This window comes from Leptobacterium flavescens, assembly GCF_010671605.1.
In the GTDB taxonomy this organism is placed as follows: Bacteria; Bacteroidota; Bacteroidia; order Flavobacteriales; family Flavobacteriaceae; genus Leptobacterium; species Leptobacterium flavescens.
This window is the reverse complement of record NZ_JAABOO010000001.1, coordinates 104,875-122,364: the sequence shown is the minus strand read 5'-3', so window position 1 is coordinate 122,364 and position 17,490 is coordinate 104,875. Positions and strand designations below refer to the sequence as shown.

The following is a 17,490-nucleotide window of genomic DNA, read 5'->3' as shown; positions in this document are numbered from 1 at the left end:
TCAGTTCATTTGAATAACTTTGGAAGTATTGGGAAATCTACCGAAAAGTTCCGTCAGTTTTTCTTCCCGGTATTTGAAGATCTGTTGTAGTTTTTTCTTCACCATCAAATTGTGCATCAACCTGCCCAGAATTCCAAAAGGTAATTTGTAGTCAACAATATCTTCCATTTCAACACCGCCATCTACCGGGTTTATAAAATGCTTGTGGTGCCAGAGAGTGTAGGGGCCGAACCGTTGCTCATCTACAAAGTACCGGTGCTTTACCACATGGGTGATCTCCGTTACCCAGCGGATCTTCAGCCCTGCCATGGGGCGGACGTAGTACTGAATGATCTGTCCGGGAAACATCGGGCGATCTGCCCCGGAAATAATATCAAAACCCATAGAATCGGGTGTAATGAGGGCGAGGTTGGCGGGGTTGGAGAGGAAGCTCCAGGCTTCCTCAACATCTATAGGGAGCTTTTGTTTGGTATGGATCCGATAGAGCATAATTATGTTTCTTTTTTCAAATTTAATCATTTTGTTTAAATATTTTGTAAAAAAATTAAACAAAAAAAATATTAAACACAAAAATACCTTCCTGAAAAATAGAAGATGCTACTAATTAAAAGGGATCAGATCTCAAAAAAACTAAAGACATTGCCCCCGTACTTTCTTGAAAAGCTGAAATTGGGCAAATGCTCCAGGAGAGTATGCTTGGAGTGTTCTACGATCAGAAAGCCTTCTTCTTCCAGAAGTTCATTTTGGATTACGAGCTGTACCAGTGATTCGAAGGATTCCTGCTCCATTCCGTATGGAGGATCGGCAAAGACGATCGTACTTTTTAAGTGGGTTCTTTCCAGGAACTTAAATACATCGCTTTTAACTGTATTTATAGAGAGGTCCAGCTGGTCTGAGGTTTTGTTGATGAACTGTATACAGGAAGCGTTAGAGTCTACGCAACAGATCTGTTCACAACCTCTGGATGCGAATTCATAGCTGATGTTTCCGGTACCTGCAAAGAGGTCGAGAACGCTTATTTCATCAAAATGAAAATGATTATTAAGGATATTAAAAAGCGATTCTTTGGAGAAATCGGTTGTTGGCCTGACCGGTAGTTTTTTGGGAGCAACTAGTCTTTTGCCCTTATATTTTCCGGAAATGATTCGCATTAAAATGAATTTTGAAGTAAAAAGAGAGAATGATCACCTACCGTATTTTCCTCCGGCAGATCATAGGAGGCAAAAGAACTGTCTACAGATACATTCCTTACGTAATTATATGCAATATCATAGCAGGGATCTCCCTCTTTGATATTCCCGAGAAAGCGAAGCTCAAAGTTCTCCGGATTCATATCTAACTGCTCAGCTGTAAAGAGGATATAATAGAGGAAGTCCTCTTTGGTTTCATACTGAAAACTATTGTAAAAGAGAAGCTTTCTGTTTTTAAGGACAACTATTTCGAAATGTTCTTTTTCGGTATGGACATACATAACAGCCTCTTCCGTTTTCGGGGAATTGTTCAACAGGGTTTCCATCAGAATGGTGGAATAGTGCTTGAACTCAAACTCACCGAACAGATCAAAAAAGAAGTTGTTGATATTGGTATAGGGAACGTAAACATTTACAAGATCTCCGTTCCTGATCTCATCGTGTGTCAGGTAGTCGTTCTCGAGGATCTTGACATTGAACTTCAGATAATCGGACATATTCTCCTCGCTGAAAAGAGACCCGGGAACGAAAGCAGAAAGTTCGTTCACGTAAAAAACGGTTACTTTTCTGGGATTGAGGAACAGGTCGCTATTATCGAACAGACTTTCGATCTCCGGGAGCAATTGCTCGGGATTGGTTACGTTCTCAAATTCGAAATACCCGACAGATTCTATAGCGTTATCAAATCTGTTTAAAACGCAAAAAGAAAGTCCACTCAAGCTTACCTGAATGGACAATTCTTTATTCTTTAAATTAGGTATATTATCTATCCTTTTTTGTGTCATACAGTGGAGGCCAGTTTCCGTTGGTACTCACATCAGTAAGAGATCCTAAGATGATCTCAGTTCCATTTACTTCATCTACGGATACCTGCTCGTTTTCCTGTGCCAACAGATCTTTTGGCTGGTCCCAAAGAATGATATCTTTCTTCACTTTAGCTTCGAAAACCGCTGCTCTATAACCATTTTTGTCAAGAATATCTGATTTTAATTCAAATTTCTCATTGTTTTGAGCAAAAGGTACATCCATCATAGTTCTGTATCTGTCAGAAGTTCCGAATAAGGAATCTTTTACCGATCTGTAACCTAAAGTATCTATGATAACCACCTCTTTTAACTGGTCGATCTTATATACCTGGCTAAACTCCATATACGATGAATCTCTTTGTTGCGTCAATACAAACTCTGCCGTGTCTACAAATTTGACAAGACTTTCAAAATCATTTGCAAATCCGCCTGTAACAGATCTGTAAGCTTCCTGAGCATCTCTGATATCTTTTAATTTTTTAATAGCTTCAGCGAATCGCTCCTTTTTAACTTTTTCAAATTTTATCGGCAAATTGATCGATTGATAGATCTGGTATGCGAACAAACCAGAAAGACCCCAGAAAAGCAAAATGATAAAGGGTTTCGCTTTACGAGGTAAGAATTTGTCGACCACAAAAACAATAAGTATTGTCAATACTGCAACAGCGACAATAGTAAGGATTAATGTTAACATTATTTTATATTAATGGTTAATTAATGATGTATAGCAAATCTACAATTTTTTTTTAATCGTGAAAGTATTTTGCCTTAAAAAACATTGTTAACTTTGAGCAAGAAAAAGACTTCATGGACGCAGCAACTTTCCATAAATTACTACGCGATAAATTTCCTCACGAACCTACTTTAAAACAGGATATGGTTTTGCAGCAGCTTTCTTCTTTTTTATATGATAAGGACGGGGATCGCCTTTTTTTGCTGAAAGGATATGCAGGTACCGGAAAGACCACTATTATCGGGGCTCTGGTAAATAATTTATGGAATACCCTGCTTAAATCGGTTTTACTGGCCCCGACGGGAAGGGCCGCCAAGGTCATTACCAACTATTCGGGGCGTACGGCCCTCACCATTCACAAGAGTATTTATGTACCCAGAAAGCAAAAGAACGGAGGGGTGCGTTTTGTCCTTCAACCCAATAAGTATAAGAACACCATATTTATTGTAGATGAAGCTTCCATGATTTCGGATGCCCAGAGCGATTCCAAACTTTTTGAGAACGGCTCCCTTCTGGACGACCTTATGTTATATGTATACTCGGGGCATAACTGTAAATTACTGCTGATAGGAGATACGGCTCAGTTACCACCGGTAAATCTCGATGTAAGCCCTGCACTGAATGAAGATAATTTATCCCTTAATTACAATAAGAAGGTTAGTCTGATAGAGCTGGATGAAGTGGTACGGCAGGAAGAAGATTCGGGTATCCTCTTTAATGCTACCAACCTCAGGGAGCAATTGTTTTCGAGCTATACGGACGATTTTAAATTCCACCTGTCCGGCTTTTCAGATATTGTCCGGCTTATTGACGGGCACGAAATACAGGAAGCTATTGATGAAGCTTATTCCAACGACGGAAAAGAAGAAACTGCCATTATTGTCAGATCCAATAAGCGGGCAAATCAGTACAATCAACAGATACGCAGCAGGATACTTTTTCACGATAACGAACTGGCCACGGGGGATTACCTGATGGTAGTCCGGAATAACTATTTCTGGCTGAAAGCTACATCGGAAGCAGGTTTTATTGCCAATGGTGATATTATTGAAGTAATGGAGATCTTTGCCATTAAGGAATTGTACGGCTTCCGCTTTGCCGAGGTAAAAGTAAGGATGGTGGATTATCCGAATCAGAAGGCTTTTGAAACGGTATTATTGTTAGATACCATAGATGCTACTACCCCGGCTCTGGCCTATGAAGATTCCAATCGCCTCTATCAGGAAGTGATGAAAGATTATGAGGATGAAAGTTCTAATTACAGGAAGTTCCTGAAAGTAAAGAACAATAAATATTTTAATGCCCTGCAGGTTAAATTCTCCTATGCCATTACCTGTCATAAATCGCAGGGAGGGCAGTGGACCAACGTTTTTGTAGAGCAGCCCTACGCGCCTAATGGAATTGATAAGGAATACCTCCGATGGTTGTATACAGCGGTTACCCGGGCCAGAAATAAACTTTATCTGATCGGTTTTAAGAATGATTTTTTTGCCGAAAATTAATATCTTATCTTAGAAACAAAGAATTTAAAATGACTTCGGAAACCATAATTAGTATTTTCCTGGGAATTGGCCTTGCTGCATCTGCAGGCTTCAGGATCTTTCTCCCGCTCTTCGCATTGAGCCTGGCAGCCTATTTTGATATCTGGCATTTAAATGACAGCTGGGAATGGATTGGGAGCATTACGGCTCTGATCATTCTCGGAATTGCCACAATTGTAGAGATCTTTGCCTACTATATTCCCTGGGTAGATAATTTACTGGATAGTATAGCCTTACCACTGGCTACTATTGCGGGTACTGCTGTAATGGCTTCTACCGTCGCCGATCTCAATCCTGCCTATACATGGACGCTTGCCATTATTGCGGGGGGAGGAACAGCTACCGCCATTAAAGGAGCTTCGGCCTCCACCAGACTGGCTTCTACTGCCACAACAGCCGGAATGGCTAATCCTGTAGTTTCTTCTCTGGAAACCGGAACTGCAGCAGCCGTATCGACAGCATCGATCTTTGCTCCGGTACTGGCTGTGATCTTTGTAATTATCATCCTGGCTTTTGTCTTTTTATTTTACAGAAGATTGCGACCCCGGAAAAAGTGATTTTCATTTTTAATAGTATTTTTGTGGTGAATTTTATCGTTACAACAGTTTTTACTTCTCCCTGTTCTGATGATGGATTCTTACCCGGTAAACAATAAATTTTTAGTACGTGAAGATTATTTCAATGATCCCCGCCCGCTACGCGGCATCCCGTTTTCCAGCTAAGTTAATGCAGGATCTGGGAGGAAAAACAGTTATTTTAAGGACTTATGAAGCTGCAGTGCAGACCGGTCTTTTTGATGAAGTTTATGTGGTGACCGACAGCGATATTATCTATGAGGAGATAAGCAGGAACGGAGGAAAGGCACTAATGAGCATTGAGGAACACGAATGCGGGAGCGACCGTATAGCAGAAGCTGTTGCCGATATGGATGTGGATATCGTTGTTAATGTGCAGGGAGATGAACCCTTTATAGACAGGAAGAGCCTGCAGAACGTTATTGACGTTTTTAAGGATGATCCTTCAAAGGAGATCGATCTGGCTTCTCTGATGATCCCTATAAATGATCAGGAGGAGATTGAGAATCCGAATGCCGTAAAGGTGATAGTGGATGTCAGGAATTTTGCACTTTATTTTTCCCGTTCTCCCATTCCGTACAGAAGAGATAAGGAAGCGTCAATTCAATATTACAAACACAAAGGGATCTACGCTTTCCGAAAAGAGGCTCTGATGGATTTTCACAGGTTACCTATGCAACCGCTGGAAGCTACCGAAAAGATTGAGGCTATCCGTTACCTGGAATACGGGAAGAAGATTAAAATGGTAGAAACAAATGCATCCGGGATCGGGATCGATACACCCGAAGACCTGGAAAAGGCAAAAAAAGAACTGAAATAAAATGTACAGCAATATTAAAGTTATAGGTTTTGATGCCGATGACACACTGTGGGTCAATGAAACCTATTTCAGGGAAACCGAACATAAGTTTGCACAATTGTTATCTGCTTATGAGACAGAGAACAAGATAGATCAGGAATTGTTTAAAAAGGAAATGCAGAACCTGGATATCTACGGTTATGGGGTTAAAGGTTTTGTTTTATCTATGGTAGAATGTGCGCTGGAACTTTCCAATCACCAGATCTCAAATAAGGCTATTATGGAGATCATAAACCTGGGTAAGGAAATGATCGATAAGCCGGTAGAGCTCCTCGACCATGTGGAAACTGTTTTGAAATCACTGAATGGAAAATACAGACTGATCCTTCTTACTAAAGGAGATCTGCTGGATCAGGAGAGAAAACTGGAAAAATCGGGACTCTCCAGGTATTTCCATCATATTGAAGTGCTCAGCGATAAAAAGGAAAGTAACTATTCCAACCTGCTGGAGCACCTGGAAATTGAGGTGTCGGAATTTTTGATGATCGGAAATTCCTTAAAATCGGATATACTTCCCCTGGTCAATATCGGAGCACAGGCAATCCACGTTCCTTTTCACACCACCTGGGCACATGAAAAGGTAGCACCTCATGAAGAAAACGATTCATATGCTACCGTTAGCAGTATTAAAGAAGTATTAAACTTTTTATAGTGTATAAAGAACTCGATATGGACAAATGGAACAGGAAGCAGCATTTCCTGTTCTTTAAGGATTTCGAAGAACCTTTTTTCGGATGCACGGCCAATGTAGATGTAAGCAAGGCCTATACGGAATGTAAGGAATACGGGATCTCCTTTTTTGTTTACTACTTGTTTTGCGCAACCAAAGCGGCAAACGGAATAGAACCGTTCAGATACAGGATAAGGGAGGATAAAGTGATCGTTCACGACAGTATCAGCGCATCCCCCACAATAAACAGACCGGATGGTACTTTCGGGTTTTCCTATATAGATCATAACAGCAGTCTGAAAAAATTCAGGAAAAAGGCGGAGAAGGAAATAGAGAAGGTAAGGGGAGAAGATACTTTAATACCTTCTGCGGATATGGATAATACTATTCATTTTTCTGCCCTCCCATGGATAAAATTCACATCTTTATCTCATGCCAGGAGTTTTGCTTTTAAAGAGTCTATTCCGAAGATCTCTTTCGGAAAGGTTTTTGAAGAAAACGGAAAACGAATGATGCCGGTCTCGGTTCATGTACACCATGCACTAATGGATGCTTATGATCTGGGAAGGTTTCTGGAGTATTTCCAGCAATTACTCGATACCGATATTAAACTACACGACTAATGCGAAGACTTTCCAAATTCATATTTTTCAGATTGATGGGGTGGACCTTTAACGGGGACTTTGAGGATATCAGGAAATGTGTGATCATTGTGGTTCCGCATACCAGCTGGCACGATTTTTATGTCGGGGTTTTTGTGAGAAGTATTGCGGGCCTGAAAATAAATTTTGTAGCTAAAAAAGAATTGTTCAGACCTCCGTTCGGATGGTATTTCCGATGGATGGGAGGAGCTCCCCTTGACAGGACTTCCGGGCAGAACAAGGTACAGGCCATTGCTGCTATTTTTGATCAGAAAGAAGAATTCAGACTGGCTCTGGCTCCCGAAGGAACACGTAAAAAGGTAGAGGAGTGGAAAACAGGTTTCTACTATATTGCACAGGAAGCAAAAGTCCCTATCATCATGGTAGCTTTCGACTTTGGTAAAAAACAGATAAAGATCTCACAGCCCGTATATCCCAGCGGGGATATCGATACCGATATTAAGGATATGAAACTTTTTTATAAAGGAGCGGTCGGAAAAGTACCGGAATACACCTGATCTAGATCTTGATCTTTTTCTTTTTGATCTCGGGTTTCTCAGGTTCCTTTTTCCTGGTATTCCCGGGAAATGTCAGGGTGGTGCTCGAAAAAGTAACTCCAAAAGTAAGATTGGCATAATACACCTGAGAAATAGCATCTTCTACCTGATGCTCCGTTAACTCTTTTAGCGGATGCGCAAATACAGACCAGAGTATCTCATCAGAAATGGCATACTTTACATCCAGGGCGGTATGGAAATTTGCTACCAGCGAATTCAGCAATAGCTCTTCGTCCAGTTTTTCGCGCTCTATGATCGGTGAAATGATACGCATTCTGTTGGCGTTCTCATCGGTAATACAAATTATTAAACGGTCTTTATAGAGGAATTGCCATGAATTGCCGTTTGTTTGTATACTATCGGAAACCCTGCTGATAATATCACCGAGCCTGGCAGCGGTCATGTCCTGTGCCTGTAGCATATTAAAGGACATAAAAAGAACAAGTAATAGAAGTAATTTTTTCATAGCAATTGTTTAAAATGTAGTCGGGATATTGCCCGGATTCCTAACAAGATAGTTAAAATTCTTTAGAGGGACCATCTGTTTATGATAAACGATCGGTGAAAAGCTTTATTAAAATTGACCTCCGGTGGGATTCCGCTTTGCTGTAAATTAAATAAGACCGTAGAAATGTTAAAATAGTATAAATATTCAAAGTAAATTCTTATATTTAAGATGTGGATCAATAGATTTCTACAAAAACTCAGGATTACCATTCCTTAACCGGAAAATTAATCAGCAACCTAAATGAGCAAGCCGGAAAAAATACCGGTATTCTGTTTTGTTACCCTAATGGGATAGGACAGATATATGTAGAAAGAAATTCTGCTGATTCAAATAATTTAATCGATTTGAATGAAAGGGCCCCGACAAATTTTGTCAGGGCTCTTTACTTATATCTTCTTAAGTCTTTGCTGTCTGATTACTGAATACACTGTATCTTATCCATAAAGAAAGTCGGATTGGAAATATAACTGACCGTCTTCTTTTCGCGGGTTCCGGAAAACCGGATCTGTTTTATAGGAGACCTTTTCAGCTTTGCCATTTCTGCTCCGGTAAGGCGTCCGATGATCTTAAAATTCCCGCATTCTATCTGCCCGTAATGAAAGAAACTTATAACACTTCCGTTCTTAAGGGTGATCCTGACGGAGGACTTCTGACCCTTTAATGAACTTGCACAACCGAGGTCGCGGTTAAGGGAGATAAGGACGCTTTTGGCCCCGTTATTATTTCGTAACTGGCAGGATATCCGTGTATATTCCGAATCGGTCCCGTCAGATATGAGAGCTTCTTTGGTATATATTCTTTTAACTTTATCAAAGCCGTTAACTTCATTGATCTCGTAAAAGCATTTTTTTCTGTATTCCAGCCGCTCCACCTGCCTCAGAGAATCCCGCTCTCTCTCTTTTTTTAGAGCTGCTAACTTCTTTTTTTCCTCTTCACGTTCAAAGAAAGGTATAAGATTCTCCGGGATCTTTATTTCGGAAAGGTGAACAAACCCCTGGATCCTGTGATGAGATACAAACCAGAACTTATCATCGTAACCTAAAACACTAACCAGGGCATTTCTGTTTATTGTACCGAGGCGCTTTGATAAGATGGTTGAACTTTCATAAACAACGCTCTCCGAAGAAATACGGTGCTTAAAACTGAGGGTATCGAGATCTGTATATTGTTGCGAAAAGCTAATTACCGGGAGTAATAAAAAGAGTAATAGTTTTTTCATCTACCTAATAATTATAAGGTTTCTAATTAAATAGGTTAATTGGGGGGATCATAGTTACTAATATCGTCTTTTTCTTTCTATCCGTAAAATACTTTCGAAGTGTGACCGATTTTAACAGATAATATGTTTTACATACGAAAAAAGAACTATGTACGGATTATTTTCAGGAGCCCGGGAATAGGGAATATCAACATATATCCTCAGCAAGCTGTCGATGAATGTTAAACCGAAAGCGAAAGTGTATTTTAATAAAGATCTCCGGCTTTATTCCTTCATGGTGTGGTACACGTTCTGTACATCATCATCTTCCTCGATCATTTCGAGTAGTTTTTCCACATCTGCAACCTGATCTTCACCCAGGGGTTTGGTAACCTGAGGGATCCTTTCAAAACCGGAGGACAGGATCTCGATACTCCTTCCTTCCAATTCCTTCTGAATGGCCCCAAAGCTGTTAAACGGCGCATATAATAGAATACCATCATCATCAACAAAGACTTCTTCCACTCCGAAATCGATGAACTCCAGTTCCAGTTCTTCGGGATCTATGCCATCCGGGTTGATCCTGAAATTACAACTGTGATCGAACATAAATTCTACAGAACCACTGGTTCCGAGGCTTCCGTTACATTTGTTGAAATAACTCCTGATATTAGCGACCGTTCTGTTGTTGTTATCGGTAGCAGTTTCTACAAGGATAGCGATACCGTGAGGAGCATAGCCTTCAAAGAGTACCTCTTTAAAGTCGCCCGTGCTTTTATCGGATGCTTTTTTAATTGCCCGTTCTATATTGTCTTTGGGCATGTTAGCTGATTTCGCGTTCTGGATCACAGCTCTCAGCCTTGAGTTAGTATCCGGATTCGGGCCACCTTCTTTAACGGCCATTACGATATCCTTACCAATGCGAGTAAAAGTTTTGGCCATGGCAGACCATCTCTTCATTTTTCTTGCCTTTCTGAACTCAAAAGCTCTTCCCATAGTATAAAACGTGTTTAAGCGGTAAAATTAAATAAAATCAAAAATTATAAAAATAAATCATTCACTTTCTACGATCCCTTCTATGATTTTTGCAAGGTCAAAATCATTTTGGGTAACTCCTCCCGCATCATGGGTGGAAAGCCTGATAAAAAGTTTATTGTAAACATTGGTCCAGTCGGGATGATGTTGTTGCAGTTCGGCTTCAAAAGCAATCCGGGTCATCACGGAAAAAGCATCCTTAAAATGCTCAAATTCAAATGAGGTCTCAATACCGTCATCGTTGAATTCCCATCCGTCTAACCCTGCAAGTTGTTGTTCAATTTCCTTTTCGCTAAGCTTTTTCATAATGTTTGTGTTTTAGATATAAATAGCGTTCCTGTAAATGTATGAATTTATAAGAGAGAAAATCCTATTTTTTCAACCTGGCACAACTGTGTTCAATTACCTCATGGCTCTCTATGCGTAAATGCTTTGGGAGAATATTGTATTTGGGTAAAACCGCCAGGAAACGATCGAAGTTTGAGGTGTACACGTTCTTAAAAAGCGGTCGCTCATACCCCAGGCTTTTAGCAATGTCCTTTATGAATTCGTCGTGATGGATAAGATCGTGACTTCCGAGGTGAAAAATACCTCCTTTATTCCTGTTGATAATATAGTGTAGTTGCTGAGCAAGCTTATCTGCCGTAGTGACATTCATGACCAGATTAGGGAAGATCTCATAAGCTTCTTTTCTTTTGATATGATCTTTTAATTCTCTGATCCGGGGAGAATTATAGCCAAAGACCATAGGAAGCCGGGCAATGACATAATTAGAAGTGCTCAGATTGAGAAAAGTGTTCTCGATCTTTATTTTTAATTTCCCGTAAATACTTTCAGATAATGTTTTATCGTATTCATACGATGGATAATTACTGAAGGCATCAAAGACGTTTGCAGAGGAGAGAAAAATAATTTTGCACCTTCTTTTGTGAATATAGGAAGCAATTTCGTGATGTAATTCTATCTGTCCTTCAAAATTCCCTCTTATACAGGAAATAATATGTGTGGGTTTTACCTCTTTAAGGATATTTTCCAGTCCTTCCCGCTCAAAATCAAAATTGAAGAAATGCTGATTCTCCGAAAAGGACTTATTGGTAAAATAGGTGGCATAGGTATCGAAGTAGGAACACAACTCTTTGTAGAGTACATTTCCTATAAAACCACTACCTCCTAATATAAGTATCCTAGCCAAAAGAGAGATTTAAAAGATTGACAGGCCGGTCCTGCTCGTAAATTGCTCCAGTGCCTGCATTCCCATTGCCGAATTTCCTTTGGCATTCAGGCCGGGAGCCCAGGTTACTATGCAATATTTTTCGGGATGGACAGCAACGATACCACCTCCAACACCACTCTTTCCGGGTAAACCTACCCGAAACGCAAATTCTCCTGCTTCATCATAAAAACCACAACTAAGCATAATGGCATTTATACGCTTTATCTGACTGAGATTGAGAAACTCGTGACCCCTGATACATTTACCTCTGTTGGCAAAGAAGAAAAAAGTATTTGCCAGTTGTTTACAGGACATGGAAAGCGAACACTGATAAAAGTAAAAGTCTAGGACATCAGACACATCGTTATGTATATTTCCGAAAGATTTCAGAAGATTGGCAGCAGCTACATTCCGGAAACCGGTCTTTTTCTCCGACTGAGCTACCTTTTCATCATAATCGATCGAATCGTCATTTGCCAGCGATCTTACATAGTTCAAAAAATCCTGTTTGGGATCTTTCAGGTGAGAGATCAGTATATCGCAGATTACCAGCGCCCCTGCATTGATCAGAGGGTTACGCGGAATTCCTTTTTCAAGCTCCAAAAGAGACAGGAAATTAAAAGGATCTCCCGAAGGTTCCACATCCACGCGCTTCCAGATATCGGGCCCTTCTAAACCAAATGCCTGGCTTAGGGCCAGAACCTTGGAGATACTCTGAATGGAAAAACGCTCATTCGCATCTCCCGCTTCATAGCCTTTTTTATCGTGATCTAAAAGATATATCCCGAATTTGGAAGGATCTACCTTACCTAATTCGGGAATATATGATGCTACTGTGCCTCTGTTTTCAGATTGTTTTACCTGTTCGTATATTTCGTCTAAAACACTCTGAAAATCCATGACCTATTTATTTTTGTAAAAGGGAAGTTTTACCACTTTTGCAGGAACAGCATTTTTCCTGATCTGGATATTGATATTACTTCCTTCTTCAGAAAAAATAACCGGAACATAGCCCAGACCTATACCTTTTCCGAGAGATGGAGACATGGTACCACTGGTTACTTCTCCCAGTTTTTTTCCGTTCCCGTCTACAATATCATATCCCTGACGCGGAATACCTCTTTCGGTAAGTTCGAAAGCAATAAGCTTTCGCTCAGGTCCGTGTTCCTTCTGTTTTTTAAGAGCTTCCGAGTTGATGAAGTCTTTGGTGAATTTTGTGATCCACCCAAGTCCGGCTTCAAGCGGGGAAGTCGTATCATCTATATCATTCCCGTACAGGCAATATCCCATTTCCAGGCGAAGTGTATCCCTGGCGGCAAGACCAATAGGTTTGATATCGAGTTCCATTAATTTATCCCATATCTGCTTTGCATGTTCGTTGTGGCAGTAGATCTCAAATCCACCACTCCCAGTATATCCGGTTGCGGAGATGATCACATTGTCGATCCCGGCAAAATCCCCTACTTCAAAATTGTAGAATTTAATGGCATTCAGGTCTACGGATGTAAGCTCCTGTATCACCTCAGAAGTCTTTGGTCCCTGAATAGCCAAAAGAGAAAAATCATCTGAAATATTAACCAGTTCTGCTCCGGCATCGTTGTGTTTACTGATCCACTCCCAGTCTTTTTCTATATTGGAAGCGTTTACGACCAAAAGATATTCTTCTTCTTTGATCCTGTATACGATCAGATCGTCTACAATACCTCCTTCTTCGTTAGGAAAACAGCTATACTGAGCTTTCCCGTCCGTTAATTTACTGGCGTCATTACTGCAAACTTTCTGAATAAGAGCAAGTGCATTTGGCCCTTTTACAAGAAACTCGCCCATATGACTTACGTCGAAAACCCCAACCCCGGAACGGACTGTTTCGTGTTCGATATTCACCCCCTCATACTGAACGGGCATATTATAGCCTGCAAAAGGAACCATCTTGGCTCCGAGCGCTATATGTACATCTGTTAATGCAGTGTTTTTCATTTGTTTATTGATTTCTTATAAAGCGGGGCTAATTTATTGAAAAAATACAATTTCTGTCTTCTTTAAATAAGATGATTTCAATAAAAAGTTGTTAATAGAATAACAAATGGATCACATTTTGAAAGAGAATTATTAATTTGGGCCTTAAAACCAATTTTAATGAGACTAAAATATCACTTTGTTTTTGCTTTCCTGTTCATCTTTTCGGGCCTGAATGCCCAGGATCTTCCGACCGATTACCTGACTTCAGATTTTCACAAGGGGAGAAGGGAAGCAGTGAGGGCCAAAATGCCTAAGAACAGTGTAGCTGTGTTTTTTGCCAGTCCGGTGAGGAACAGATCGAATGACGTGGATTATATCTATCATCAGGATCCTGATTTTTACTATTTAACCGGATATAATGAGCCCAATGCAGTATTGCTTATTTTCTCTGATGACCAGTCTTCTGCGTCCGGAGAAAGCTATAATGAAATGATCTATGTGCAAAAGCGCGATCCACGGGCAGAGCAGTGGAACGGAAGGCGTCTTGGTGTGGAAGGAGTAAAGGAAAAACTGGATTTTTCCATGGTATTTAACGGAGAGGATTTTAAGGATACCAATGTCGATTTCAGAGCGATGGATAAGGTGATGTTCTTTAACTTTCAAAATGATGTAAGAAACACCAGAGATGGTGCCGATCTTTTCGATCTGATCAAAGTGTTTAAGGAGAAGGCAAATTACCCTTCAGATTACAATCCGACAAAGCAGAGATTGTATCAGCTTATTTCCGAAGCTGAACCTGCAGACGAAGCGAATGTAAGACGCGACCTCGGAAGATTCCTCAGTTTTAATTCGGAACTGAGATCTGATAAATTACTGGCCGATTATATGAATTCCACAGACGATACCAAGCGCAAGGAACTCAGAGAACGTATCAGCCTGGTACTGACGTCTAATAACCTGGATTCCGGTTTGTTGGGACAGATCATGAACACCTTAAGGGAGACCAAGACAGAGGAGGAATTAAAATTGCTCAAAAAAGCAGTTGAGATCTCTGCAGTAGGACAGATAGAAGTAATGAAAGCGATGCACCCAAATATGTCGGAAACAGAGATCCAGGGAGTGCATGAGTATGTATACAAGAAATACGGTGCAGAGTATGAAGGATATCCTTCGATAGTAGGAGGGGGGAACAACGGATGTATCCTTCACTATATTGAAAATAATAAGCCCAAAGTGGGAGATGACCTGGTTCTTATGGATCTTGGAGCGGAGTATCACGGCTATACCGCCGATGTAACCCGGACCATTCCGGCTAATGGAAAGTTCAATCCTGAACAAAAGGCCATTTACGAGATTGTGTACAATGCACAGGAAGCAGGAATAAAGGCCTCTGTGGTTGGAGCTCCTTTCTTTGCTCCCGGAAGAGCAGCTCAGAAAGTAATTACCGAAGGGCTTCTGGAACTCGGGATCATTAAATCTGAGAGTGAGGTAAGAAAGTATTTCCCTCATGGAACATCGCACTACCTGGGGCTGGATGTTCACGATAAAGGAACTTATGGGGCTTTTAAGGAGAATACCGTTATCACTGTAGAACCGGGGATCTATATTCCGGAAGGAAGTGATTGCGATAAAAAATGGTGGGGCATTGCCGTGAGGATTGAAGATGATATCCTTATTACAAAAGACGGCCCTGTCAACCTTTCCGAAATGGCTCCCAGAAAGGTTGAGGACATCGAAAAAATGATGGCACAAAAGAGTCCGCTGGATGATTTTGTGTTACCTAAGCTGGATTAATACTGAGAAACTGTTTCAGTTCCTTATAGGTATCAATTTTAAGACTTACTTTATCCCTGTTCATGATCTTCTGTATCTGTTCAGGGATATTTACTTTAGTGTTCAGGGTAGTTTCTACCGTATCCAGGAATTTTACCGGATGTGCGGTTTCCAGGAAAACACCCGAATATCCGGGATGCTCATCCAGGAATCTTTTTAACCCGAGGTAGCCTACCGCTCCGTGCGGATCGCAAATATAACCGCAGGTATCGTATACTTTTTTCATAGCTGTTCTGGTTTCTTCATCCGTAAAACTATAGGAAGAAAAGATACTTTTTAAGCTGTTCAGATCATTTCCGCTAAGCTGCTGTATACGTATGAAATTACTGGGGTTCCCGACATCCATAGCATTGGAGATCGTAGATCTTGATGCCCTGGGTTCATAGTGCCCGCTTTTCAGATAATTGGGAACAATGTCGTTTATATTGGTAGCAGCAACAAAGTGTCTGATAGGAAGCCCTAGTTTATGGGCCATCATCCCTGCACAAATATTTCCGAAGTTTCCGCTAGGAACCGAAAACACCACTTCTTTGCCCTGTTTTTTTAAAGCTCTGTAGGCAAAGAAGAAATAAAACATCTGTGGTAACCAACGGGCAATATTGATGGAATTGGCAGAAGTGAGTTTAACAGACTTCAGGTCTTCATCCAGAAAAGCATTCTTCACCATATCCTGACAATCGTCAAAAGTACCGTTTACTTCCAGTGCCCTTATATTGGCCCCCAGGGTAGTAAGCTGTTTCTCCTGTATATCACTTACCTTACCCGAAGGATATAGAATAACGACATTTACACCTTTTACATTGAGAAAGCCGTTGGCTACGGCTCCGCCTGTATCTCCCGAAGTAGCAACCAAAACGGTTACTGTAGAAGAAGAGTTATGTCTGTTAAAGTATCCCAGGCATCTGGCCATAAACCTGGCGCCTACATCTTTAAATGCCATGGTTGGTCCGTGAAAAAGCTCCAGACTACTGATGTTACTTTCTATGTTCACCAAAGGGAAATCAAAAGAAAGTGTATCCTTAATGATCTGCTTCAGATCTGCTTCCGGAATATCGGAAAGCGCAAATTGCTTTATAGCTTCGAAAGCGATCTCCTCCTCTGAAAAGGTATCGATGTTTCTAAAGAATTCCTTATCTAAAGGCTGGATGGACTCAGGGAAATAAAGTCCTTTGTCTGGTGCCAGTCCTTGTATTACAGCTTGTTTAAAGCTTGCCACAGGTGCGTTGTGGTTTAAACTGAAATAGTTCATCGATCTAATATTTTTATTCCCTCGGGATTTATTTTTGAAATGTGTAATTCGTGCGCCACTCCGGTTTTGCTATATACTTTTTTCATCGCATCCGCTACTTTACGGGCAGTTTTTTCTCCTTTACAAAGGGCAAAGACAGAAGGACCCGAACCGGAGATCCCACTTCCGAGTGCTCCGTTCAATGCAGCAGCTTCCTTAAGTTCTTTAAAAGCCGGAATAAGAACACTCCTGTGAGGCTCCACAATTTCATCGTGCAAAGAACGGGAGATCAATTCGTAATCTTCCGTATACAGACCACTTATTAGTCCGCCCAGATTTCCCCATTGCCGGATAGCACTTTTAAGGGGGATATTCTTTTTGAGTACCGCTCTCGCATCTGAAGTTTTTACTTCAATCTGAGGGTGTATAACAGCTACTGCCAACTCACCCGGACAGTGGATCTTCACAATATCGAGAGGGTCATAACTCCTCACCAGAGTAAATCCGCCAAAAAGGGCAGGAGCTACATTATCTGCATGTAAAGCTCCCGAGGCCAGTTGCTCTCCTTCCATGGCAAAAGCTACCATCTCGGAAGTACCGAACGGAGATCCCATAAGTTTATTGATCCCGTAAACCGCCCCGGCCGCGCTTGCTGCGCTGCTACCGATTCCGCTTCCTGCTTTGATGTTCTTCTGTATTTCTATCTCAAAACCGTTATCGGTATTTAAATTTTTCAGCATAGCCATTGCTGCTACTCCCGCAACGTTTTTATGAGGATCCGTCGGGAGGGATTGCCCGCTTATTTTACTGATGTGTATTCCTTTCCGGGATGTTTTTCTGATAATCATTTCATCTCCTATAGTATCCAGGCAAAGCCCCAATACATCAAATCCACAGGAAATATTTGCCACGGTAGCCGGGCAGAAAATTCGAATTTGTTCCAT

At 40.9% G+C, this 17,490-nt stretch carries 20 protein-coding genes; 7 read left to right on the top strand and 13 right to left on the bottom strand.

Features of this window, described 5'->3' with window-relative positions; genetic code table 11:
- The 4 genes from GWK08_RS00530 to GWK08_RS00515 form a co-directional block, all read right to left on the bottom strand.
- A complete protein-coding gene (locus GWK08_RS00530) occupies positions 1–519 on the bottom strand; it encodes an SRPBCC family protein (RefSeq protein WP_204335978.1) in 519 nt (172 codons plus the stop codon).
- A 95-nt stretch (positions 520–614) separates the two neighbouring features.
- Complete coding sequence (gene rsmD / locus GWK08_RS00525; RefSeq protein WP_163604950.1) at positions 615–1,151, bottom strand: 16S rRNA (guanine(966)-N(2))-methyltransferase RsmD; 537 nt, start codon at positions 1,149–1,151, stop codon at positions 615–617.
- On the bottom strand, positions 1,151–1,975 hold the full coding sequence (locus GWK08_RS00520) for a DUF3822 family protein (RefSeq protein WP_163604949.1): 825 nt from the start codon (positions 1,973–1,975) through the stop codon (positions 1,151–1,153). The genes rsmD and GWK08_RS00520 overlap by 1 nt, the downstream gene beginning before the upstream one ends.
- Positions 1,953–2,690: a hypothetical protein gene (locus GWK08_RS00515; protein ID WP_239524842.1), complete on the bottom strand. Its 738-nt coding sequence runs from the start codon at positions 2,688–2,690 to the stop codon at positions 1,953–1,955. Before GWK08_RS00515 ends, GWK08_RS00520 begins: the two co-directional genes overlap by 23 nt.
- Before the next feature lie 113 nt (positions 2,691–2,803).
- On the opposite strand from GWK08_RS00515, the gene GWK08_RS00510 reads away from it, so the two are divergent.
- From GWK08_RS00510 to GWK08_RS00485, 6 genes are all read left to right on the top strand, one after another.
- A complete protein-coding gene (locus GWK08_RS00510) occupies positions 2,804–4,231 on the top strand; it encodes an ATP-dependent DNA helicase (protein WP_163604947.1) in 1,428 nt (475 codons plus the stop codon).
- Positions 4,232–4,260: 29 nt separating this feature from the next.
- Positions 4,261–4,827, top strand: coding sequence for a DUF4126 domain-containing protein (locus tag GWK08_RS00505; protein ID WP_163604946.1), 567 nt, complete (start codon positions 4,261–4,263; stop codon positions 4,825–4,827).
- A 124-nt stretch (positions 4,828–4,951) separates the two neighbouring features.
- Positions 4,952–5,665 (top strand): 3-deoxy-manno-octulosonate cytidylyltransferase, encoded by a 714-nt coding sequence (kdsB, locus tag GWK08_RS00500; RefSeq protein ID WP_204336007.1) that lies wholly within the window; start codon positions 4,952–4,954, stop codon positions 5,663–5,665.
- Position 5,666: 1 nt separating this feature from the next.
- Positions 5,667–6,356, top strand: a complete 690-nt coding sequence (locus GWK08_RS00495) for an HAD family hydrolase (protein ID WP_163604943.1) — start codon at positions 5,667–5,669, stop codon at positions 6,354–6,356.
- The gene (locus GWK08_RS00490) at positions 6,356–6,997 is read left to right on the top strand and encodes a CatA-like O-acetyltransferase (RefSeq protein WP_163604941.1); all 642 of its coding nucleotides are present in this window, start codon (positions 6,356–6,358) and stop codon (positions 6,995–6,997) included. The genes GWK08_RS00495 and GWK08_RS00490 overlap by 1 nt, the downstream gene beginning before the upstream one ends.
- Complete coding sequence (locus GWK08_RS00485; RefSeq protein ID WP_163604940.1) at positions 6,997–7,533, top strand: 1-acyl-sn-glycerol-3-phosphate acyltransferase; 537 nt, start codon at positions 6,997–6,999, stop codon at positions 7,531–7,533. Before GWK08_RS00490 ends, GWK08_RS00485 begins: the two co-directional genes overlap by 1 nt.
- A 1-nt stretch (position 7,534) precedes the next feature.
- On the opposite strand, the gene GWK08_RS00480 is transcribed toward GWK08_RS00485, so the two are convergent.
- The 7 genes from GWK08_RS00480 to gcvT all read right to left on the bottom strand — a co-directional run bounded on the left by GWK08_RS00480 (position 7,535) and on the right by gcvT (position 13,503).
- A complete protein-coding gene (locus GWK08_RS00480; protein ID WP_239524841.1) occupies positions 7,535–8,038 on the bottom strand; it encodes a YbjN domain-containing protein in 504 nt (167 codons plus the stop codon).
- Between the two features lie 457 nt (positions 8,039–8,495).
- Positions 8,496–9,299, bottom strand: a complete 804-nt coding sequence (locus tag GWK08_RS00475) for a hypothetical protein (RefSeq protein WP_163604939.1) — start codon at positions 9,297–9,299, stop codon at positions 8,496–8,498.
- Between the two features lie 264 nt (positions 9,300–9,563).
- Positions 9,564–10,274 (bottom strand): YebC/PmpR family DNA-binding transcriptional regulator, encoded by a 711-nt coding sequence (locus tag GWK08_RS00470; protein ID WP_163604938.1) that lies wholly within the window; start codon positions 10,272–10,274, stop codon positions 9,564–9,566.
- A gap of 57 nt (positions 10,275–10,331) precedes the next feature.
- Complete coding sequence (locus GWK08_RS00465; protein ID WP_163604936.1) at positions 10,332–10,619, bottom strand: 4a-hydroxytetrahydrobiopterin dehydratase; 288 nt, start codon at positions 10,617–10,619, stop codon at positions 10,332–10,334.
- 64 nt (positions 10,620–10,683) lie between these two features.
- A complete protein-coding gene (locus GWK08_RS00460) occupies positions 10,684–11,505 on the bottom strand; it encodes a sugar nucleotide-binding protein (protein ID WP_163604935.1) in 822 nt (273 codons plus the stop codon).
- 9 nt (positions 11,506–11,514) lie between these two features.
- Positions 11,515–12,426, bottom strand: coding sequence for a glutaminase (locus GWK08_RS00455; protein WP_163604933.1), 912 nt, complete (start codon positions 12,424–12,426; stop codon positions 11,515–11,517).
- 3 nt (positions 12,427–12,429) lie between these two features.
- Positions 12,430–13,503 carry a glycine cleavage system aminomethyltransferase GcvT gene (gene gcvT, locus GWK08_RS00450; protein WP_163604932.1) on the bottom strand — a complete coding sequence of 358 codons (1,074 nt, stop codon included), beginning with the start codon at positions 13,501–13,503 and terminating at the stop codon, positions 12,430–12,432.
- Between the two features lie 159 nt (positions 13,504–13,662).
- On the opposite strand from gcvT, the gene GWK08_RS00445 reads away from it, so the two are divergent.
- Entirely contained in the window at positions 13,663–15,279 is a 1,617-nt protein-coding gene (locus GWK08_RS00445; RefSeq protein ID WP_163604931.1) for an aminopeptidase P N-terminal domain-containing protein, read from the top strand.
- Here the strand turns inward: GWK08_RS00445 and thrC are convergent.
- Complete coding sequence (gene thrC / locus GWK08_RS00440; protein ID WP_163604930.1) at positions 15,266–16,567, bottom strand: threonine synthase; 1,302 nt, start codon at positions 16,565–16,567, stop codon at positions 15,266–15,268. The two genes, GWK08_RS00445 and thrC, sit on opposite strands and share 14 nt — an antisense overlap.
- Positions 16,564–17,490 carry a homoserine kinase gene (locus GWK08_RS00435; RefSeq protein ID WP_163604929.1) on the bottom strand — a complete coding sequence of 309 codons (927 nt, stop codon included), beginning with the start codon at positions 17,488–17,490 and terminating at the stop codon, positions 16,564–16,566. The genes thrC and GWK08_RS00435 overlap by 4 nt, the downstream gene beginning before the upstream one ends.